This window comes from Bacteroides acidifaciens (assembly GCF_024623065.1).
In the GTDB taxonomy this organism is placed as follows: domain Bacteria; phylum Bacteroidota; class Bacteroidia; order Bacteroidales; family Bacteroidaceae; genus Bacteroides; species Bacteroides acidifaciens.
The window spans coordinates 1-21,324 of record NZ_JANJZR010000073.1 but is presented as its reverse complement, the minus strand read 5'-3'; the positions used below and the strand labels follow the sequence as shown (position 1 = coordinate 21,324).

The following is a 21,324-nucleotide window of genomic DNA, read 5'->3' as shown; positions in this document are numbered from 1 at the left end:
CTTAAGTGTATTTCACTAAAGTTGCGAGTTTTGATTTATATTGAGGGCGTTTTTGAGCTTTTGACACACCCTCTTTTGTCGGTTACATCTAAATCTGTACTAATCAGTTTTGATATGGGAAAGATGTTTTCCCGAAAAGAACTTCTTAGCAGTAATCATTATTATCTCAGAAAGTTGATCATCACAGAACATTAATTCAGTATCTGTCCGTCAGCCGATATTTTCACATCTTGTTTACTGTTTTCTATATCTATTAAGTAATATGTGCAACCTGTCGCTTCTTCCACATATTCAACGTCATCATCATCAACTTGGCCGGGATATGTGTCATTAATCCTATTTTTTACAGGTTCAGGTAGCGTGCTGAAATGCACTTCCCAAGAGGTCAGAACCCACTCGCCATTTTTGTTGAACAGAACTTCTTTGCCAAATCTTTCATGGATAATATCAACCTCTGTGTATCCAGCATATTTTCCTTCGTCCTCAACATCAACTTCGATTAATTTGAGACCGGGGTATTTAGTATCAAGGAACCTGCGCATTTCATCTGTCAATGTTACGTTTGGGGCAGGCAAATACTGATCATCTCTATCATCAGTATCTACAACTTTCTTTATCAGCACTCCTTCTCCGGAATAATACAAGTCCAACTCCTGATTCTGCTTCTCTACTTCGATCACATAAACCGTTTCAACACCTTTCCGCTCCAGTTTGTCTACATCATCTGTTCTCCATGAAGTATGGTATTCTGTTGCTTCAAAGGATTTTCTTACAGCTTGTGGCAGTGCCATATAAGGTATATCCGTTTCTGTCATCTGCCATTTCCCATCTTGAGTGAACCATGCAGACGTTTCGTATCCATCATAGAAATCCGCTACATAATATCCTGATTTGCCTTTCCATTTCACATTGACCGCGTTCGGATATTTGGATGAAAAGGCATTTTGCAATTCAACAGGAACAGCGATGGAATCATGGTCATCATTGTCACAGCTTTGCAAACTCCATGCAGCGCCTAACGCTAATATAAGTATATAAATTTTCAGTTTCATCATTGTCTCAATTTTAAGGGTTTAGTTATCAATGTCAATCAAGTTGAATTTCAAGTCAAATTTCAATTCCGTACGATTGGAAAGTTTTACTTCATATTCCTTTTTATCACGTTCTATTTTCTGGACTTTCACGTCAGGATAGTTGGTCGTTACATATTGTCGGATAGCTGTGGGGATTGTTGCTGCGGGGATGACCGTATGTTTGCAATCGATTTCCGTCCATTCTCCCTTGTTATTAAACTCCACTTTATCGCCATTCGTAAAAATCACCTCATAACTTTTATAGAAGAAATCACTTTCCATTTTGGCTAACGCTACTTTGCTGTTGGCAAAATGTCGTTTGATAAACTGTTGTGCCGGTTGTGGCATTTGAGTAACTTGAATTGGCTTGTCATCATCTGCATGTGCCACTGTTTGCAAAGTGAACAAGCATACTAATAAGAATACTAACTTTCTCATAATCATTGTTTTTTAAATTGGTTTTACTATTGTCATTCAATTTATACTGCAAAGATGAGAACAGAATCTGAAAAGATTTGGGAATTTTGAGAAATTCCGCAAAAAACTCATCGAAAATTATAGTGACGCTATACCGTCATCATAGCGTCACTATGTGTATGGGATACCGTCACTATCCCATGCAGATAGCGTCACTATAATTTCACCACAAAATCAGATGCTGGAAATCTCGAAGCAGTGTTCTCCCTGTTCGTAGTAATATCGTAGAATCAGATGCTGCAAGCGACAAATGGATGCGGCTATTGCCAATCCCAATCCGGTAGAACCTTCCTTCTTGGCACCTTGATAGAAACGTTCGAAGATATGTTCCTTATCCAACGGATGCTCTACTCCTGTATTCCGGAAAGTTATATTGTTTTTACTAACAACTATTCGGATATGTCCCCTATCCACATTATGCACAAATGCATTCTTCAGAAGATTAGTCAGCAAAGCTACTGCCAGAGATTCATTCATCATAATATTGAAAACATCCTGTTCTTCAATGCTTGTTTTTATATTGCGATAGTGATAGACTTCTTCATAGTCTTGCAAATACCGTTTGAGAAGCATATTTAATTTCAACTGTTTGGTATCGGTAAACTGCCTGTTATCTATCTTGGTAAGTAATAACAGGGATTTATTCAGTTTGGTAATGTACTCCAGGGTCTGATGCGTTTTCATCAGCTCTCCCAGTTGCTTTTCTGACAATAACTCATCTTCCATCAGCATTTCCAGACGATTGCGGCAGATGGCAAGCGGAGTCTGTATCTCATGCGAAGCATTTCCTATAAACTGTTTTTGTTGTTCAAACATTTGTTCGGTGCGTTCTGCATAACGGATGGCGGCATCATTCAATTTCCTGAATTCCGTAATTTGGGTATTATTGTTCAATGGTTCGTTCTTTTTCCCGGTTTGATAATTGTCCAACCAGTGGAGAAGGACATAAAGCGGGTGCATGTTCCGATAGAATACCCACACTGAAATTATAATAATACATAATAGTAAAGCCACATACAGAAAAATGATCCATATCAGAATAGCATCTTTCAAATCATCTTTTTCGATACTTGGAGTAGAGACTGTCAGTTCATGGTATCGTCCTTCGTCATCCTGAAAGATCGTGGTAAGAATGCGTGCCGGTTCGGTTTCTCCTTTTTCTTTAATATATACCATAGAGTCTTTGTACAGAATATCTTCCCGGTTTTCCGCATATTCCTTACTTACTTCCGTCATATAATACTGATTGTTGGAACCGTTAGTCTCAGAGGGTAGTTCCTCTCCTGCCAACGCGCGGATAATGATTGTTTCCGAATAGTCTTCCAAAGCATCATCCACTTCATCATTCACTTCGTCAATCATCGTGACATAAAAGAAAACAGCCCAAACTGTCAAGATAAGAGTTAGAGCAAGGGTGATGCGAAGAATGATGTAATATATTAATTTCATGGATGATAGTCTCTTTTTATTCAACAATCAATTTATATCCGAATCCGTAGACAGCTTTTATTTCAAGAGTTGCGCCCGAATCTTTGAGCTTTTTGCGTAGATTCTTGATTTGGGCATATATGAAGTCGAAATTATCTACCTGGTCAATATGATCTCCCCACACAGATTCGGCCAATGTATTTTTATTGATTAATCTTCCGGGACGGTTAATGAAGTATAGAAGAATATCATATTCCTTTCTGTTCAGTTCCAGTTCGCGGTCATTAACGAATACACGGAACTTGTCCGGTTCTATCCGGACATTTCCCTGACGGATATCTATCTCTCCATCCTGTTGACGACGGCGTATCACGCTTTTTATTCGGGCATTCAGTTCCACCAAATGAAATGGTTTCGGTAAGTAGTCATCCGCCCCGAGTTCAAGTCCCAGAACTTTATCTTCCAAAGAATCCTTTGCGGAAATGATAATTACGTTTTCCCGTTTATGAAGGGCTTTCAATCGTTCGAGAAGGTCAAGCCCGCTTCCGTCAGGTAGCATAATATCCAACAAGATACAATCATAATCGTAATCTTCGATTTTACGTAATGCTGAATTGAAGTCATCCGCTGTTTCCACAACATAACGTTCTTTTTCAAGCGAACATTGGATCAGTTCCCTTAAAGACGGCTCGTCTTCTACAATCAATATCTTCATTGTTCTTTTTCCTTTCTTCCTTTCTTCTTTATAAATGCATTACAAAGAAAGGAGATATTTCTGAAATAAAACTGAAATGGACATAAAAAGGCCGGGAAATATATTCATTCCCGACCTTTAATTCTATCAGATTTGCTTTCTAATGCTTAATAGGAACGTGCAAATATTACACGACGGGCAGATGGTTTGCCTGTAACCATACATTTTCCAGGTTTCTTGTCATCCGGAACAAAGGAATCGAACGGGATACAACGGATGGTAGCTTTTGTATCTTCTTTAATCTTTTCCTCAGTTTCGGTAGTTCCGTCCCAGTGAGCAAGAATAAATCCGCCTTCTTCGATTTTTTCTTTGAATTCGTCATAGGTATCTACTGTCGTAATCTTGGAGTTACGATAGTCTAATGCTTTCTTGTAGATATTTGCTTGTATTTCTTCAAGCAAGTTCTGAACGTATGTCTCGATACCGTCGCACGTAATAGTTTCTTTTTCCAGCGTATCGCGGCGCATCACTTCCATCGTATTGTTCTCGAGGTCGCGACCACCCATTACCAAACGGACAGGAACGCCCTTCAACTCATAATCTGCGAACTTGAAGCCCGGACGCTTGTTGTCCGCATTATCATATTTTACTGAGATACCCAGTGCTTTCAATTTAGCAACAATACCTTCTACCTTAGCATCGATTTGCTTCAGTTGCTCATCATTCTTATAGATAGGAACGATAACTACCTGAATCGGAGCCAGATGCGGTGGTAATACTAAACCGTTGTCGTCAGAATGAGTCATAATCAATGCACCCATCAAACGAGTAGAAACACCCCATGAAGTAGCCCAAACGTATTCCAACTTGTTTTCTTTGTTCACAAACTGAACATCGAACGCTTTTGCAAAGTTTTGTCCCAAGAAGTGAGAAGTACCACTTTGCAATGCTTTGCCATCCTGCATCATAGCTTCGATGGTGTAAGTGTCAAGTGCGCCGGCAAAACGTTCGTTAGCTGATTTTACACCTTTTACTACCGGAACAGCCATATATTTCTCAGCGAAATCGGCATATACATTCAACATTCTGACAGCTTCTTCTTCAGCTTCTTCGCGAGTAGCATGGGCGGTATGCCCTTCCTGCCACAAGAATTCAGCAGTACGCAGAAACAAACGGGTACGCATCTCCCAACGGAAAACGTTTGCCCATTGATTGCAAAGGATAGGCAGGTCACGATAGGATTGAATCCAATTCTTGTATGTATTCCAGATAATAGTCTCTGATGTCGGACGGATAATCAATTCTTCTTCCAATTTAGCGGCAGGGTCTACTACTACGCCCGAACCGTCTTCAGCATTTTTCAAACGATAATGCGTTACTACGGCACATTCTTTTGCGAAGCCTTCTACGTGTTCGGCTTCACGGCTTAGGAATGATTTGGGGATTAATAATGGGAAGTATGCATTCACGTGTCCTGTCTCTTTAAACATTTCGTCCAGTTGACGTTGCATTTTCTCCCAGATTGCGTATCCGTAAGGCTTAATCACCATACATCCGCGTACGGCAGACTGTTCTGCCAAATCAGCTTTTACCACCAAATCGTTATACCATTGCGAGTAGTTTTCGCTACGTTTGGTAAGGTCTTTCAGTTCTTTTGCCATTATATTTTTTTATTTAAAGTTTCCGTAAGTGTCAAAACAGGGTGCAAAAATACGAAAAATGCACGAACTGCCCTATTCTTCATGCATTATTTTCGTTGTCTTGTTCTATAAACAGAAATCAGGTAGTCATTCTAAAATGACTACCTGATTATCACTGGAGCGGTAAGCGAGACTCGAACTCGTGACCCTTAGCTTGGGAAGCTAATGCTCTACCAACTGAGCTACTACCGCATTTTTGCCAATTCAAAGGAGCTTCCTTCAAATTGTATTGCAAAGGTAGATATAATTTTTATATCTCAAATAAAAATCCTGTTTTTTTAATTGAGAAAATTATTGTATTAGTATCAATCCCTTATCTGACGGCTACTTCTTTTCTGGGACTGACAGCTTCCCGGTATTTTACGGATTCGGAAGCACCGTTACTCATGATTGTCTTTTTCTCAGTCGAATTGATTTTCCTTTCTGGAGTTTCTTATCCAATAGAATTAATGCCTTGGTATTGATAACCCTATATGGATTCAGGTGGTGATTTATTTTATATTAAACATATGGGTATATAAAAAGGATTAGGCACAAAGTTTGATTAAACAGATCAGACAAAATGCACATTATATGTATATAATGGAAGAATATCTCCTGTTTCTTTGTTTCTTTCATTGGTTTTGTATAGTTTTGTTGACTATTACCATTAGAAATAGTATAAAATAAATACTGATATGAAATACATTATCTATATTCTCTTCTTTTTTCCTATTTGGGTCACTGCGCAAACATACAAATACATAGGTACAGAAAATGGTTTGAGTAATCGAAGAATATTCAGTATCCAGAAAGACGCTCAAGGATATATGTGGTTTCTTACCGATGAAGGAATGGATCGCTACAATGGTAAAGATATAAAGCATTACAAACTAAATAAGAATGACAGTGCACTTGAAGCTCCTATCCATCTGGGGTGGATATATACCAGACCTCATATAGGAACATGGGTCATTGGCAAACAGGGACGGATTTTCCAATATGAATCAAAGTATGATGACTTTAAAATGGTGTATAAGTTGCCGAATAGCTTGGAAACGATTAGTTATGGTTATATGGACAACAATGATAATATATGGTTATGCCGTAAGCATTCCATATTGCTTTATAATACCGAGAATGCCCGGATAATCCAATTCCCCAATATACTGTATAGCAATATAACGGCAATAACGCAAGTGGACGAGCGCCATTTTTTTATAGCGACAGAAACAGGAGTCCGATACGCCAAACTGGAAAACGGCGAATTGGAAATTATCCCTGTTGAAACGCTTGACTATTTCCATGCGCAAGTAAGCGAGCTGTATTATCATCAAGCATCAAAAAGATTGTTTATCGGTTCATTTGAGAGAGGAATATTCATCTACGATATGAATAGCTGGGAAATAATAAAACCTGAAGCTGATTTAAGTGATGTAAACATAACTTGTATCTTTCCATTAGACGAGTCGCAGCTATTAATATCAACAGAAGGGATGGGGGTATATAAGATTGATGTAGATACATGTAAACTAGAGCATTATATTGTAGCAAACTATCAAAGTTACAATGAGATGAACGGTGATAATATCAATGATATATTTGTTGATGAAGAAAAGCGGATATGGCTTGCCAATTATCCGACAGGTATTACAATTATAGATTATCGATATGAAAATTACCATTGGTTGAAGCATGCTATGGGAAATAAACAGTCATTAATCAATGATCAGGTACATGCCGTGATTGAAGACAGTGAGGGCGATTTATGGTTTGGCACCAGTAACGGTATCAGCGTTTATAATTCAACAACAGGACAGTGGCATTCATTCCTGAGTTCTTTTAATGAGCAATTGAAAGATAAAAATCACATATTTATTACTTTGTGCGAAGTATCTCCCGGAATTATTTGGGCAGGTGGCTATACTTCGGGTATTTACAAAATAAACAAGCATACATTATCTGTCGAGTACTTCTCTCCTTACCTGCTCACATCTATCAACATGCGGCCGGATAAATATATTCGTAATATGATAAAAGACTCGAAAGGTAACATATGGTCGGGCGGATTTTATAACTTGAAATGTTTTGATTTGGAAACCCAAAAGGTGCGCTTATACCCCGGAGTGAGTTCTATCACTTCTATTGCTGAGTATGATAAAGAACATATGTGGATTGGCACGGCTACCGGATTGTATTTATTAAATAGAAATTCCGGCCGATATCAGTATATTGGCACTGTGATGGGAGCGACTTATATCAATTCACTTTATCAGGCCGACAACGGCTTGTTATATATAGGGACAAATGGTGCGGGGGTGTTTGTGTACAATGTACAGAATCAGACTTTTGAACACTACTATACGGATAATTCGGCATTAGTCTCTAACCGGATATTCACGATATTGCCGGAAGTGGACGGACGTATTATGATGAGTACGGAGAATGGGGTCACATGTTTTTTCACCAAAGAAAAGAATTTTCATAACTGGACTAGAGGAGAAGGATTGCTACCCGCTTATTTTAATGCTGCTTCAGGTACATTACGCAAAAATAAAAGTTTTGTATTCGGTAGTACGGACGGAGTTATCGAAATTCCTAAAAATGCAAAGTTTCCCCGTTATAAGTTTTCAAAGATGGTATTCAGTGACTTTCATATCTCATATCAACCAGTTTACCCGGGTAGCGAAGACTCCCCACTACATGAATGTATAGATGAAACGAAAGTCTTGAAGTTAAAATATGACCAAAACACTTTTTCTCTCAATGTCTCTACTATCAATTATGACTCTCCGGACAATGCTCTTTATTCTTGGAAGTTAGAAGGATTCTATGAGAAATGGACACAACCTGGAACAATAAATTTGATTCGTTTCACCAATCTGCCACCGGGAAAATATACCCTTCGTGTGCGTGCCATATCCAAAGAGGAACATGATGTTGTCTTTGAGGAACGTGCGATGAAGATCATTATCAAGCGACCTTTTTGGACCAGTTGGTGGGCTATCCTGTGCTATGGCTTGTTTATAATATGGGGAGTCTCTTTCATTATACGTACGATGAACCTGAGAAAACAAAAGAAAATATCAGATGAAAAAACGCAATTCTTTATCAATACAGCACATGACATACGTACTCCGCTAACTTTGATAAAAGCTCCTTTGGAAGAATTGCTCGAAGAGGAGAAACTTTCAGAGATTGGGGTAAACCGCACAAAGACTGCTTTGAGAAATGTCGATTCTCTTTTGAGACTGACTGGTAACCTCATTAATTTTGAGCGTGCTGACGTGTATTCTTCCAAGTTATATATATCCGAATATGAATTGAATACTTATATGCATGAAGTGTGTGCTGCATTTAGCAATTATGCCAGTATCAAACATATAGACTTTACATACGAAAGCACTTTCAGTTATATGAATGTATGGTTCGATAAAGAAAAGATGGATTCTATTCTGAAAAATATAATATCGAACTCGTTAAAATATACGCCAGAAAACGGAAAAGTCAGTGTTGTTGTCTCTGATACGAATGACTCGTGGAGAGTGGTGATAAGTGACACTGGTATCGGGATTCCTTCTGCTGAACAAAATAAGTTATTCAAACTGCATTTTCGTGCCAGTAATGCCATTAATTCCAAAGTTACGGGCAGTGGCATAGGGTTGATGCTAGTAAATAGACTGGTTCGTATTCATAATGGAAAAATCAATATAGAAAGTACCGAATATCAGGGAACTACTGTCAAGATTGTTTTTCAGAAAGACAATAGGAAGCTTCAGAAGCCGAATCAGAAATCTACCCCTGAACCGGCAATTGAAATACCAGAACTGACTGCTCCAGCTACTTTCAAATGTATCGCCAATGCTTCGAACAATGCGAACTTACAGCGTATTCTTGTTGTAGAGGATAATGATGAGTTACGCTCCTATCTGGTTAATTTACTTTCTCCTTTGTATAATGTACAGACTTGTGTCAATGGTAAGGAAGCACTGATTATTATAAAAGAATTCTGGCCGGAACTTGTTCTTACGGATGTGATGATGCCCGAAATGCGGGGCGATGAGTTATGCGTTGCTATAAAGAATGATATTGAGACTTCGCATATTCCTGTTTTGCTGCTTACGGCATTGGGAGAAGAAAAAGATATTCTTAAAGGACTGTCAATTGGGGCGGACGAATATATAATCAAGCCTTTCAATGTGACAATATTGAGAGAGAGCATCAAAAATTTATTGACCAACCGGGCATTGCTACGTAGCAGATACGCAAGCTTGGTAACAGATACGCAGTCAATGGTTCCATCAGCAAAAGGAACAAATAGTCTTGACTGGAAGTTCATATCGGATGTAAAGAAACACATTGAGAATAATATTGATAATACAGAATTCAGTGTGGTTATACTCTGTGAATTGCAAGGCATGGGACGTACAAGTTTTTATAACAAGCTGAAAACATTAACCGGATATACCCCAAATGGTTTTATTCAACTTATCCGTGTGAAACGTGCTGCCGTGCTTTTAAAAGAAGGACAGCATAATATTAATGAAATTTCTGACATGACCGGATTCTCTGATAGCAAATATTTCCGGGAAGTATTTAAGAAACACTATAAGATGAGTCCGAGCCAATATGCAAAATGTGGGGAAAACATCTCTCCTGTAACTTTGGAAGAGGATGGAGACGAAACGGATAATGACGTAAACAAATAATATTCGTTTTTTAAGTTTGTAATATGGCAATATCAAATACATATGAATAATGTAACGATATAGGAAGTGATACTTTCACTAAGTGATTAAATGGAAGCATATAAATTCAAAAAAGAGTCTGGTATCAACCGATACCAGACTCTTTTTACTTAATCAGACTTATATCGAACTGACGTTCTGTTATCATTTGCGAATCAGGTATTTGATGAATAAATAACCACCGAATACTTGCAGGCACATCCCGGGAATACCGATACGGAAATCCTGAATGGCCGTATAGAAGTTGCCGATGCAAGCCCATTCCCCTAATGTTCCTATACCTTGGTATGTGAGTACTACACCTGCCAGAAGAGGGATGGAAATGTGTCCTGAATGTCGTGCAGTCCATCCGGCAGCAACAGCCAACAATACGGATTTCAATAAGATGGCAGGCAATGCGGATGGTATTGGCATTCCGAAGAGTACACAGTTTATGATGGGCGAAAGGATAGCGGTCAGAAGTCCTACCTTCCAACCATATTTATACGCACCGATTAGCGTAAAGAAATAGATTGGCAGCCAAGTTATTCCTCCTTGTGGAATGAGATGAAAGAGTTGGGGAAAAAGCATATTGCCAATGACAAATAACGAGGTTGCCAAATAGGTATTTACATTGTTATAGTTCAGCGAATAGAGTTTTACAGTAGTTGATTCCATATTCATTTTATTATTTAAAAGTTCAAATTAATACCACCCATAAATGTTGCTTTCGGCATAGAATAGCCGGCATTTATCTCATAACGTTGCGCAAGCAGGTTCTCTCCTTTCACAAAAAGACCGGCAAAACGGCATACACGATAATTCCCGAAGATTCCATAAAACAAAATCTTCTTGTTGTTCACGTCCTTTGGTGACAGAAGTATAAAGTCCTTTCACATATTGCAATCCGGTTGATACGCTCCAACATCCCGAAGAATAATCGGCTCCTGCATACAACTTATGTCCGGGAGCGGCAAGAACCGGATTTTCCATATACAACCAGCTATAATTGACGTTGACATCTCCCCATAGTTTCCAGAAAGAGTTTATGTCATATCCTAGCTTTGCGTATCCGCCGTATTGTTCAAATTCCATATCAGGCCGGTGCCCGTCCGTCTGGTTGTAAGAACCTGTTACAATGCTACTGAAACGCCCTCTTTTTACACGGTTGGCAAACTCAGTCTGCAATGTATTATATGAGCCATATCCTACTTGCATATTGGTATTTACCCCCTCTTCTTGTTGCTTGCGGGTGACGATATTGACAACTCCCCCCATAGCATTCGAACCATAAAGCACAGATGCAGGGCCACGTAAAACCTCTACCCTTTCTGTCATCATGGATTGGTAAGCATCTGCTATCGGATGTCCCATCAGTCCCATATACTGCGGATGCCCGTCTATTAAAACTAACAATCCTGCCGTAGGACTGCCACCGACACCCCGCAGGCTCATATCTCCCGCAGCTCCGGTGGAGACGCCATATCCCATGATACCGCGACTGGTAGTAAACAACCCCGGAACCTGTTCCGTCAACAGCGGTAAAAGAGAGGGTTCGTACCTTTTCTCAATCTGTTGTCTCCCTACTACGGAGATAGTCATCGGAAGATGGCGTACATCAGTTTCATTACGTGTTCCTGTGACTACTACTTCGTCAATGATGTAGTTTCTTCGGAACTGGGTACTGTCTTTTTTATTCTGTGCCGCTCCTTGGACAGAAAGCAGACCGGCGAGTAGAAACAGACAAGTTGTATCTTTTCTCATATTTTATTTCGTGTATCTTTTACTTCCTGCTTCTGATTTTCTCAAGAAAATCACGAATCAACGGTAAAATAGCTTCAGCCGATTTCTCTTCACTGCACATGGTTTCCACGGGACACCACCCCGTATGGTTGCGGTTCCAGATAAAAGGTACTTCCTGACCGAAGCCGACTTTTACATCTGATGTTCGAAACAAGTCCATAGCTTTAGAACTGATAATATCCGTGTAGAGCTCTTTTATACCACCTGAAATCATCAGAGCGGCAGCCCCTTTTCCGACAACCTTATCGGCAATCATAGCCCCTTTCAGGAACTCCGGTTCCTGAGTCAGCAAATCATATAAGTCGGCCACCCCGCGTTGGGTTAAGGTACGTACCTTTCCTTTGTTGGCAATCACGCAGGAATAGCCTCCGCTATGTAATAAGTCGATCAATTCTTCCATTATAAAGTTCCTTGTTTCAGTTGTTCGACAAATTGGTCTATCCTATGCAACTCATTGGGTATATCTATGTTTTGCGGGCAATGCGCCACACATTGGTTGCATCCTATGCAATGGCTTGCCTGACGAAGTTTCGGCACGCTACGGTCATAACCGACGAGAAATGCACGACGGACTTTGGCGTAGTTTTCATCCTGTCCGTTCTTGGGCACATTCCCTTCGTTGACGCAACGGTTATAATGCAGGAGAACAGCCGGAATATCCAGTCCGTATGGGCAAGGCATACAATACTTGCAGTCATTGCAGGGGATAGTAGGATATTTCAGCATTAACTGTGCCGTTTCTTCAAGGAACTCCATTTCTTCATCCGTCAACGGTTCCAAGGGAGAATAAGTACGGAGATTATCTTGCAGATGTTCCATATAGGTCATGCCGCTTAATACAGTCAGTATATCCGGGAATGAGCCGGCAAAACGGAACGCCCAGGAGGCGACACTGTTTTCGGGACGGCGTTGCTTGAGACGTGCCACCAGGTTGTCATTCAACTTAGACAAACGCCCACCTAGAAGCGGTTCCATAATAATAGACGGAATCCCTCTCTTGTGCAGTTCACCGTACAGGTATTCAGCATCGGTATTTCGGGTGTTAGTTGCTTTCGCATGCTTCCAGTCCACATAGTTGAGCTGTATCTGTACGAAGTCCCATTTAATTTCATCATGACGTGAAAGCAGGTAATCATATACTTCAATATCTCCATGATAAGAAAATCCGAGATTACGAATACGCCCTGCTTCACGTTCTTTTATCAGGAAGTCAAGCATGCCGTTATCCAAGTATCGCCCTTTGAGAGCATCCATACCACCCATGCCAATGCCATGAAGTAACATGTAGTCAATATAATCAACCTGAAGTTCGGTAAATGATTTATGATACATCCGGAGCGATGCTTCACGTGACCATGTGTCCGGAGAAAAGTTGGACAGTTTGGTAGCGATAAAATATTTATCTCGGGGATGGCGGCTCAACGCAATACCTGTTGCTCTTTCGGAAAAGCCTTGTACATAAGCGGGAGATGTATCGAAATAATTCACTCCATGGGCAATCGCATAATCGACCAATCCGTTAACGGCATCCTGGTCAATGACTTCTCCGTTACCATCCGGAGCAGGTTTGAGCGGCCAGCGCATACAGCCGTATCCTAAAAGTGAAACGCGGTCGCCTGTAGTCGGAGATATCCGGTAAGTCATTTTATCCGTAGGAATCTCTCTTTCTCCTGTGGCACTGCTTGAGGCTGAGTTGTTTTTTGAAGAGCATCCGTATAGCAGGGCTGTAGACGTGGCTGCGCTGATGCCTACAATTTTAATAAAATCTCTTCTGTTTATGTCTTTCTTATTCTTTTTTTCCATAATCTTATACTGATTTATTAAATCAAATAACTCGGTGCATCTGATGTCCGGTCACGTAAATAGCGCTAAACGGACGGGACGGGCAAAGGTTCTCACAAGCTCCGCAACCGATACATTTTTCTACGTTCACTATCGGAATCTTGAGTGATTCCGGCTTTTCGGGGTCGGAAGCCACCATTTGAATGGCTCCTGTCGGACAGTGGCGGGCACAGTTTCCACACTCCATACCGTCTGTCAATGGTACGCAATTCTCTTTTATCCATACGGCATGCCCTATCTGGGTTGCCGACTTGTCTGCTGTAGTAATCGGATGAATGGCACCGGCTGGACAAACTTCCGAACATTTAGTACATTCGGGACGGCAATATCCACGTTCGTATGACATTTCAGGTTGCATCAAAGTCATCAGATTATCAGAAGGACGTAATACTTGATTAGGGCATACGGAAACACACAACTGGCAAGCTGTACAATGTTGGGCAAAATTACGTGCACTCAGCGCTCCCGGCGGATAAATCGGATTTTCCCGTTCAGGAATCTTCTTGTCTTCAATGGTAGCCAATCCACCGTCCACTTTCTTTTCCTGGGCTTTCAAGACAGAAGCTGTTGCAAAGACTGCCGATGCTGAAAGGAAACTACGGCGGGCGTTATTTACCTGTTTGGCAGTAATGGGCTGTGTCTGGGTTGCTTCTGTTGCAGATACATTTTTCGGAGAAGTCCTTTTGGTGTATTTGATAGCTCCATGTTTACATTTGTCCAAACAATTCATGCAAGCTACACATCGACTGTAATCAATCTCATGTTCTTTTGAATTAATACATGATGCTTTGCAATTACGAGCGCATAAACCACAACCATTGCATTTGGAAGTATCAATCACCGGCTTGAATATCGCATATTTGGAAATGAATCCTAACGCAGTACCCACGGGACAAATCGTATTGCAGTATGTACGACCGTTACGCCATGCTAAAATGCCAAGGACTGTAAAAGTGACTACAGCGATAATCAGTGTAGAGAGGCCTTTTGTCCATACATCTACTTCATAAAAGGCGTAACTGTCCATTCGCTCGGCGAAATACGCCAACAGGTTATTTCCCAATTGCCAAACCGGTGCCAACAGGCTGGAAGCTATCCGCCCATATGCACTATAAGGTGCTATCAGAATAGCCAGAGAATTCACCCCTGCAACCATCATAACGATGAATACTCCTAAAACACCATATCGCAACCAGTTCTTTGCCGATGAATAGCGGAACCGGTTCTTTTTTTGCTTTCCCGATACCCAGGAGATAATATCCTGAAATACTCCTAGCGGACAAATAATCGAGCAATATACACGTCCCAAAAGGAATGTAAGCCCAATAAGAAATAGTACGACACCTATATTCAAGGCTAATAAAGCCGGCAAAAACTGAATTTTCGCCAACCATCCGAACCATGTGTGCAATGTCCCTGTAAAATCAAGAAACAGCAAGGTAATAAGCGTATAGCACACAATGGCGACCGTAAGTCTGATAGTACGTAGCATAAATTTATTATTTATCAATTTATAATAGTTTTAAGTTGACTCCTTTACCAGTGCAAATTTAGGTAGATAAATTCAGTTATTAACTATACATATTACCGAATGTTATACCAAAATTACAGATTCTCATCTTTTAATACAAAGCTGGGATATGTAGCAGATGTCTTTCTCATTCATTATTCCGTTACTTTCATTCATTCTGGTGATGATGTACGCATGGAAAACATTGAAATAATTGACTCCGTTTGGAGCGGTACAGGATACCGAATATATTCATCAAATATCCTGCCAAACAGACTATGGGGGCTACCTTTATACGCAATCCGCTGAATATATCTGGATTGTAGGCGGCAGGGGTACTCCCCTCGCCGCTCATAAGCAGATAACCTGCTATAATCAGTGCCGAACCAATTAACAGAATCATGTAATTTCCTCTGCCAAATACTGTTTCTGTCTCTTTCTGTTTCATCATCTTTGATTTCATATTTTTCTTTCGTTTTAGTTTTTGTAATTCATGGTTGGAGTAAATAATGCGTATTTATCTTCAAGCCGTTGATTGCTTTCTTTATATTTCTTTTCGTCTATATTCTTCAAGAGTTCATTATATTGATTCCATTGCCAGAATTTATAGAGGCAATCATTGCGAATCATCTCTATGCGGTTTCCTTTTAATGAAAAAGCCCAGTTAATATAATCTTCCGCTTCGGCTATCAGATGTTCTGTCAGGAGTATCGCTTTCATCTTTTCACCTAATGCGACATAGGCTGTTGCTATCTCATAAGTGCCGCTTTCATGTGTTTCGGGAACATTATATGCCGGAACAGCCTGTTCCGCATAGGCGAGTACTTTCTTTGCACACACTTTGTCTCCTTGTGCTATCAATTCTTTGGCAAGTTGCGCGAAAAGTCTGCGATGATACCAACATGTACGTAAGGTTGTTTCATCCAAATAAAGTCCGGGAGTATCCAGACCGCCATATTTATATCTGTTCATAACATTGTCATAAAGTCTTTCCACATCTACTGCATATGGTCTGTTCTCATCAGCATCTCCCCACTTCTTATAGTTAAAAGGAGTAAAGCGGAACGCCAATCCTTCCTGTACGAAGTAATCGTCAAACTTCAGTTTGCTGATACTCCCTACAGAGATTGCAAGATAAAGCGGACGTTCCCAATTACAGTTGGCAAGCATTTCCAGTATGAGCAAATCGACTTTGGTCAGCATACGTACATCTTTTAAAGGGATACAAAGTTTATCCGGTATTGCTTCCTTTAGTTCTTCTCCTTTGAGGTGACGAATTGCTTTGGGAAGCATGATTCCCGAACGGAGTACCGCCTCCTTGTCAATATGGATATTTATCGTATCTGTAGGGATTACATGAAACTCATCTTTCTCTGAGAATACCCAATATTTCAAGATGTTTTTCACTTCAAACGGGTCTTTCCCGAAACTGTCACGGGCTTCCTCCGGATGCTTCCGGTACAGTTCTTCTATTTGTTTTTTCAGTTCCGGACGTATGACTACATATTCGTTTTTGCCTTCTTGATATTGGTTCTTATTCCAACTTATAGGTAGTCCGGGAGCGTCATATAGCGGACATTGTTGTTGATAAATATACCAGTCGGTCTGCGCATAACTCAGGTTGCAGACACGTGCGTCCCTGCGTACTCCTTCCGTATCCTGATTATACCAGAGTGGGAAAGTATCGTTGTCCCCGTTACAAAAGATAATAGGATTTCCTTTATCGGGAAGAGTCATCAGATAGTTTGCGCCAAAATCACGACAGGTAAAACGGGCGCTCCGGTCATGGTCATCCCAAGTCTGGCTTGCCATTTGTATCGGAACCAATAAACAAATCATCATTAATGCGCCAACATGCACAGTCGAAGTTGTTCTCCGACACAGGGTGTCACATAATCCAGCCGCTCCTATCCCTATCCAAATAGCAAAAGCATAGAACGAACCGGCATATGCATAGTCCCGTTCGCGTGGCTGACCGGGAGTTTGGTTCAGGTAAAGCACAATAGCCAACCCCGTCATAAAGAAAAGGAAGAACAGTACACTAAACTGTTGTTTACCTTTTTGGCTGCGGTTCCATTGCCAATAGATTCCGAATAGTCCCAATAATAGGGGCAACCCGTAGAATACATTGTGTCCTTTGTTCTGACGTAGGGATTCCGGCAACAAGTTCTGGTCTCCTAATCTTAAATTATCCAACCAGGTAATTCCTGTTATCCAGTTCCCATGTTCCGGTTCGCCACTCCCCTGCACATCATTTTGCCGTCCTACAAAATTCCATAAGAAATAACGCCAATACATATAATTAAGTTGATAAGTAATGAAATAAGTCAAGTTTTCTTTTTGTGTGGGAGCAATATCACTTCCTCCTGTCCAATTTTTGTAGGAAGAAGTCATACGTTCATTCCACATACGCGGAAACAGCATATTCCGGGTATAACATACATCTTCTTTATACCGGATTATTTTATATTTGCCTTCTTCTTTATCCGGGCGATATACAGCACTCCCTTTGGCTGTTTTTACTCTGTAATAGTCACCTTCGGCCACATATTCCGGTTCGGAAGCATAAGTCTTCCCATAAAGCAGAGGAGCACTTTCGTATTGCTCACGATTGAGATAACTTTTGAGAGTAAAGATATTGTCCGGTGCATTCTCATTAAGTGGAGTATTGGCGTTGGCACGAATCAGTATTACCGCATAGGTGGTATAGCCTACGGTAAGCATGAGCAAACACCATAAAGAGGTATGTACTATACGCTTTCGGAAACGATAGATGGCTCCTGTCAGCACAAAAAATGTCAAAGCTAAAAAGATGAGTAATCCTGTGTGGAAAGGAAGTCCGAACATGTTGACAAAGAGTAGTTCGAACCACCCTCCCATATCAGCCATGCCCGGAATATAAATAAAGAGAATGAACACAATAAGAAGTCCTGATATGGCAACTGCGGCAATTACTCCTTTAAAGGATACTACCCGATATTTCTGATAATAGAAAACCAGGACAATAGCCGGAATACAGAGCAGATTAAGCAAATGCACTCCGATAGAAAGCCCGATAATATAAGCTATCAGGATAAGCCAGCGGTCACCATATATCAAATCCGATTCGTCCTGCCAACGAAGAATCATCCAAAACACGAGTGCCGTAAGAAAAGAAGAGAAAGCATAAACTTCTCCTTCCACTGCACTGAACCAGAATGTATCACTGAATGTATATGCCAAGGCTCCGACAAATCCCGAACCCAAAATGATAATAACGTTCGTTGTCGATAAGTTTTTCTCATCATTTATAACTAAAGACTTTACTAACCGGGTGATGCTCCAGAAAAGAAACAAGATGCAGCCGGCACTCAACAACGCATTCAGGAAATTGACCAAGTAAGACACCTGTGAAGTATCAGAAGCAAACCGAGTGAACAGGTTTCCGACAAGCATATAGAAAGGTGCACCCGGCGGATGCCCTACCTGTAACTTCTCGGCACACGAAATAAATTCGGGACAATCCCAAAAACTGGCAGTAGGCTCAATTGTCATTCCATATACAAAAGCTGCTATCAGAAAGACAATCCACCCACTAAAATCATTCCATTTCTTAAATAATAAGTTGCTCATTGTTCTATAACTTTTTGTGTGCAAAGTTATAGGACAGAGATGTAAAAAAGACGTTTTTTGCCGGACGGATACGGACGGCAAAAAACTGTAAGTTGTTGATATTCAAATATACATTATTAGTCTTAACAGACGAATGCAGACTACAAAGATTTTACAATCTCTTCCAGTGATTCTTTGGAGTTTACCAGCATCAGTTTCTCTGTTTTTATTCTGGAAATTCTTCGGGTCAGAGTTTCAACACTCAGTTTCATTAAATCCGCAAAGCAGGCAGGCTGAACCCCTTCTCTTAAAAACGCGCATACTCTTAAATCTTCTTCAGTAAGTTTGGGACTTAACTCTTTCAATTTGGATACAACCCCATAAACGCTTTCTTGAAGTCGTAATAATTCTGTCCAGTCTTTTTCGGAAAAGGAAGATGTTTTGGAAGATAAGGCTGTCCGTTCTTTCAATTGACGGACTTTTGTGACAACCGGAGAATCTTCATAGATATGTTGTTGCAGAGATTGATATTTTTCTTCAAGATAGTTACATTGCAGTGCCAATTTGTCTGATTCGTTATCTTTCTTTTGTATTTCTTCCTTAAAAATATCCAATTGCGAACGTACAGACAGATGTTTCTTCCAAAGTAATCCGAGCAAGAGGGACATGACTCCGAATAATCCTAAAGCAGAAGACAGAATTACGGTAGAACGGTCTTTACTGTCAATTAGCATCAATTGGCTGGCATATGCTTTTCTTTCCATTTCCAGCGCTTCGTCAAAATTGCCATATTTCTGATAATAAAGGCTGCATCTCTTGCAAATCTTAGTCATTTGTTCATATTCTTCTGTTTGTACGGCAAGTTTTATTGCTTTTTTGAAATGAATCTCAGCATCTTTTTCCTTATTCAAGTCACTTTCTACACATGCCAGATAATAATAGGCTCTCGATTTCTGATATTCATCCCCGTATTGTTCGTAATAAGATACGGCTTGGCGGATTTGATTATCAGAAGAATGAGGAATATTTTTGTCTTCGTTGAATTGAGTGCATAGCAGATTATACTCTGCAAGCTGTGCTTCATTCATTTGGTTCATTTGAATAGTCTCAAGGATAATGGATGCTGTGTCCGGGTCTTGTTCTATTAATTGAGCTGCTTTGTCTAATCCTTGTTTCACATTAGTCCCCTCAGGATGACAGGCAACCAGAGAAAGGACAAATACATACAATAAAATTCTAAGATTACTCATAACTCTACTTTTACTTTGCATATTGCATACAAATGATTGAATTTGCAAATATAAAAATAATTAGTATTTATGTTTTCATTAATTATGTAAAAAATATAATGACGGTATCCCACAACCAACTTTCGCTCTTTCTCCTATAATATGGGAACTAAATTAGCATCTATCTCTGTTCTCGAATCAGAAAAAATCGTTTTTTCACAACTGCAAATTAATAATGCAATAAAAAAAGAGAAGCAGTAATCTTTTTCATGTTATGTTAAATTTAAAACTTGGCAAACCTAATTCTCAGCTATTTACACATAATACGTAATGTATATTTTACGTACATATTAGACTTCTTGTTTTTTTGATTATTTCGAGAGCCCTTTTTGAATTATTGAAATATGATCATAAAAATTTCCACTACAAACTTCTAATTTTATTTTACGTGAATAGTAGGTCAAGTTTTCTTTGACGATAATTTGAATAGTATTTAATCCTATTTTTCGATAAGATATCCAATAATATTGGAAAATACGTTCATCTTCCTGCGAATCAGAAGTAAAAGTATATATACCCTCATATGTATCATAATCAACCAATCCAGTAAAATACCATATATTACTTCCTGTTGTAATAGTATCAATATTGGCTGTATTGTCGAAAACAACTTCGTGACCAGAAAGATGAATACAATCTTTGATTTCCATCATATCATCAGGTCTATCATCAGATATATCCGTTCTATTCAGACAATCAGGGTCAGAACAAGCTACCATGAGAGCAGAAACAAAAAACGATATGAGCATTATTCTTATATAACTTAAGATTGAATGATAGTGTGTCATGCTAATTTTGCCATATAATTACACAATAGTTTGTTGAACATTTCATTTATGCAGTAAATTTAATCCTTTCTTCTCATAATCTCCAAATTATTTCGGGATTGGATTAAAAAGAAATCCTGAGATAATTCAAACAGAGTGTAAAATTTCATTTCTTCATTATTCAATATTTTAGTTTGGTAGTTTATTATATTTAGATATATACGAAAATACTAATAAAAAAAGTAAACCAATCATTACCTCCATTTATTTGAGCGATTTTAATATTTTTTAGCCATTGTATTCTTCCTATTTTTTACTTTCTACTAAAAAAATTACATAGTATAAAACTAAACATTCGGACATTCTCTTTAGAGCCTGTTTAAATTTTCCTGAGATTATGTTAGATAGGCTTTACCGACCTGTTTTTATTCGTCACATAGTCTT

The 21,324-nt window shown here is 39.5% G+C and carries 14 protein-coding genes, 1 tRNA gene and 2 pseudogenes; 2 read left to right on the top strand and 15 right to left on the bottom strand.

The window, feature by feature from the left end:
- Positions 1 to 191 precede the first annotated feature (191 nt).
- From NSB03_RS16445 to NSB03_RS16420, 6 genes are all read right to left on the bottom strand, one after another.
- Positions 192 to 1,052 (bottom strand): PepSY-like domain-containing protein, encoded by an 861-nt coding sequence (locus NSB03_RS16445; RefSeq protein ID WP_024988205.1) that lies wholly within the window; start codon positions 1,050 to 1,052, stop codon positions 192 to 194.
- Between the two features lie 21 nt (positions 1,053 to 1,073).
- Positions 1,074 to 1,511 carry a PepSY-like domain-containing protein gene (locus NSB03_RS16440; RefSeq protein ID WP_024988206.1) on the bottom strand — a complete coding sequence of 146 codons (438 nt, stop codon included), beginning with the start codon at positions 1,509 to 1,511 and terminating at the stop codon, positions 1,074 to 1,076.
- A gap of 213 nt (positions 1,512 to 1,724) precedes the next feature.
- Positions 1,725 to 2,999 (bottom strand): sensor histidine kinase, encoded by a 1,275-nt coding sequence (locus NSB03_RS16435; RefSeq protein WP_024988207.1) that lies wholly within the window; start codon positions 2,997 to 2,999, stop codon positions 1,725 to 1,727.
- Positions 3,000 to 3,015: 16 nt separating this feature from the next.
- Positions 3,016 to 3,693, bottom strand: a complete 678-nt coding sequence (locus NSB03_RS16430) for a response regulator transcription factor (RefSeq protein ID WP_065538560.1) — start codon at positions 3,691 to 3,693, stop codon at positions 3,016 to 3,018.
- A gap of 146 nt (positions 3,694 to 3,839) precedes the next feature.
- Positions 3,840 to 5,333: a proline--tRNA ligase gene (gene proS, locus NSB03_RS16425; RefSeq protein ID WP_024988208.1), complete on the bottom strand. Its 1,494-nt coding sequence runs from the start codon at positions 5,331 to 5,333 to the stop codon at positions 3,840 to 3,842.
- Positions 5,334 to 5,488: 155 nt separating this feature from the next.
- Positions 5,489 to 5,564: transfer RNA gene (locus tag NSB03_RS16420), tRNA-Gly, on the bottom strand.
- Between the two features lie 101 nt (positions 5,565 to 5,665).
- Here NSB03_RS16420 and NSB03_RS16415 point away from each other — a divergent pair.
- A pseudogene (locus tag NSB03_RS16415) lies at positions 5,666 to 5,830 on the top strand (ABC transporter permease); the annotation flags it as partial.
- 219 nt (positions 5,831 to 6,049) lie between these two features.
- Positions 6,050 to 10,060, top strand: coding sequence for a hybrid sensor histidine kinase/response regulator transcription factor (locus tag NSB03_RS16410; RefSeq protein ID WP_136014243.1), 4,011 nt, complete (start codon positions 6,050 to 6,052; stop codon positions 10,058 to 10,060).
- A gap of 183 nt (positions 10,061 to 10,243) precedes the next feature.
- Here the strand turns inward: NSB03_RS16410 and NSB03_RS16405 are convergent, their stop codons facing one another.
- The 9 genes and pseudogenes from NSB03_RS16405 to NSB03_RS16365 all read right to left on the bottom strand — a co-directional run bounded on the left by NSB03_RS16405 (position 10,244) and on the right by NSB03_RS16365 (position 20,901).
- Positions 10,244 to 10,756, bottom strand: a complete 513-nt coding sequence (locus NSB03_RS16405; protein WP_024988209.1) for a hypothetical protein — start codon at positions 10,754 to 10,756, stop codon at positions 10,244 to 10,246.
- Positions 10,757 to 10,770: 14 nt separating this feature from the next.
- A pseudogene (locus NSB03_RS16400) lies at positions 10,771 to 11,842 on the bottom strand (TonB-dependent receptor).
- A 19-nt stretch (positions 11,843 to 11,861) separates the two neighbouring features.
- On the bottom strand, positions 11,862 to 12,281 hold the full coding sequence (locus tag NSB03_RS16395) for a DUF1893 domain-containing protein (protein ID WP_024988210.1): 420 nt from the start codon (positions 12,279 to 12,281) through the stop codon (positions 11,862 to 11,864).
- The gene (locus tag NSB03_RS16390) at positions 12,281 to 13,684 is read right to left on the bottom strand and encodes an aldo/keto reductase (protein WP_257466510.1); all 1,404 of its coding nucleotides are present in this window, start codon (positions 13,682 to 13,684) and stop codon (positions 12,281 to 12,283) included. Before NSB03_RS16390 ends, NSB03_RS16395 begins: the two co-directional genes overlap by 1 nt.
- A gap of 22 nt (positions 13,685 to 13,706) precedes the next feature.
- Positions 13,707 to 15,215, bottom strand: coding sequence for a 4Fe-4S binding protein (locus NSB03_RS16385; protein ID WP_135039137.1), 1,509 nt, complete (start codon positions 15,213 to 15,215; stop codon positions 13,707 to 13,709).
- A 187-nt stretch (positions 15,216 to 15,402) separates the two neighbouring features.
- Positions 15,403 to 15,696: a DUF3098 domain-containing protein gene (locus tag NSB03_RS16380; RefSeq protein WP_135039138.1), complete on the bottom strand. Its 294-nt coding sequence runs from the start codon at positions 15,694 to 15,696 to the stop codon at positions 15,403 to 15,405.
- 14 nt (positions 15,697 to 15,710) lie between these two features.
- Entirely contained in the window at positions 15,711 to 18,845 is a 3,135-nt protein-coding gene (locus tag NSB03_RS16375) for a glycosyltransferase family 117 protein (RefSeq protein WP_024988211.1), read from the bottom strand.
- Positions 18,846 to 18,985: 140 nt separating this feature from the next.
- Positions 18,986 to 20,074, bottom strand: a complete 1,089-nt coding sequence (locus NSB03_RS16370; protein ID WP_024988212.1) for a hypothetical protein — start codon at positions 20,072 to 20,074, stop codon at positions 18,986 to 18,988.
- A 350-nt stretch (positions 20,075 to 20,424) separates the two neighbouring features.
- The gene (locus tag NSB03_RS16365; RefSeq protein ID WP_145973617.1) at positions 20,425 to 20,901 is read right to left on the bottom strand and encodes a hypothetical protein; all 477 of its coding nucleotides are present in this window, start codon (positions 20,899 to 20,901) and stop codon (positions 20,425 to 20,427) included.
- Between the last annotated feature and the right edge of the window lie 423 nt (positions 20,902 to 21,324).

Excerpts from the sequence above, each read along its gene's own strand:
- NSB03_RS16445 (WP_024988205.1), bottom strand. The coding sequence starts at position 1,052 with ATGAAACTGAAAATTTATATACTTATATTAGCGTTAGGCGCTGCATGG.
- NSB03_RS16440 (WP_024988206.1), bottom strand. The coding sequence starts at position 1,511 with ATGAGAAAGTTAGTATTCTTATTAGTATGCTTGTTCACTTTGCAAACA.
- NSB03_RS16435 (WP_024988207.1), bottom strand. The coding sequence starts at position 2,999 with ATGAAATTAATATATTACATCATTCTTCGCATCACCCTTGCTCTAACT.
- NSB03_RS16430 (WP_065538560.1), bottom strand. The coding sequence starts at position 3,693 with ATGAAGATATTGATTGTAGAAGACGAGCCGTCTTTAAGGGAACTGATC.
- proS (WP_024988208.1), bottom strand. The coding sequence starts at position 5,333 with ATGGCAAAAGAACTGAAAGACCTTACCAAACGTAGCGAAAACTACTCG.
- NSB03_RS16410 (WP_136014243.1), top strand. The coding sequence starts at position 6,050 with ATGAAATACATTATCTATATTCTCTTCTTTTTTCCTATTTGGGTCACT.
- NSB03_RS16405 (WP_024988209.1), bottom strand. The coding sequence starts at position 10,756 with ATGGAATCAACTACTGTAAAACTCTATTCGCTGAACTATAACAATGTA.
- NSB03_RS16395 (WP_024988210.1), bottom strand. The coding sequence starts at position 12,281 with ATGGAAGAATTGATCGACTTATTACATAGCGGAGGCTATTCCTGCGTG.
- NSB03_RS16390 (WP_257466510.1), bottom strand. The coding sequence starts at position 13,684 with ATGGAAAAAAAGAATAAGAAAGACATAAACAGAAGAGATTTTATTAAA.
- NSB03_RS16385 (WP_135039137.1), bottom strand. The coding sequence starts at position 15,215 with ATGCTACGTACTATCAGACTTACGGTCGCCATTGTGTGCTATACGCTT.
- NSB03_RS16380 (WP_135039138.1), bottom strand. The coding sequence starts at position 15,696 with ATGAAATCAAAGATGATGAAACAGAAAGAGACAGAAACAGTATTTGGC.
- NSB03_RS16375 (WP_024988211.1), bottom strand. The coding sequence starts at position 18,845 with ATGAGCAACTTATTATTTAAGAAATGGAATGATTTTAGTGGGTGGATT.
- NSB03_RS16370 (WP_024988212.1), bottom strand. The coding sequence starts at position 20,074 with ATGAGTAATCTTAGAATTTTATTGTATGTATTTGTCCTTTCTCTGGTT.
- NSB03_RS16365 (WP_145973617.1), bottom strand. The coding sequence starts at position 20,901 with ATGACACACTATCATTCAATCTTAAGTTATATAAGAATAATGCTCATA.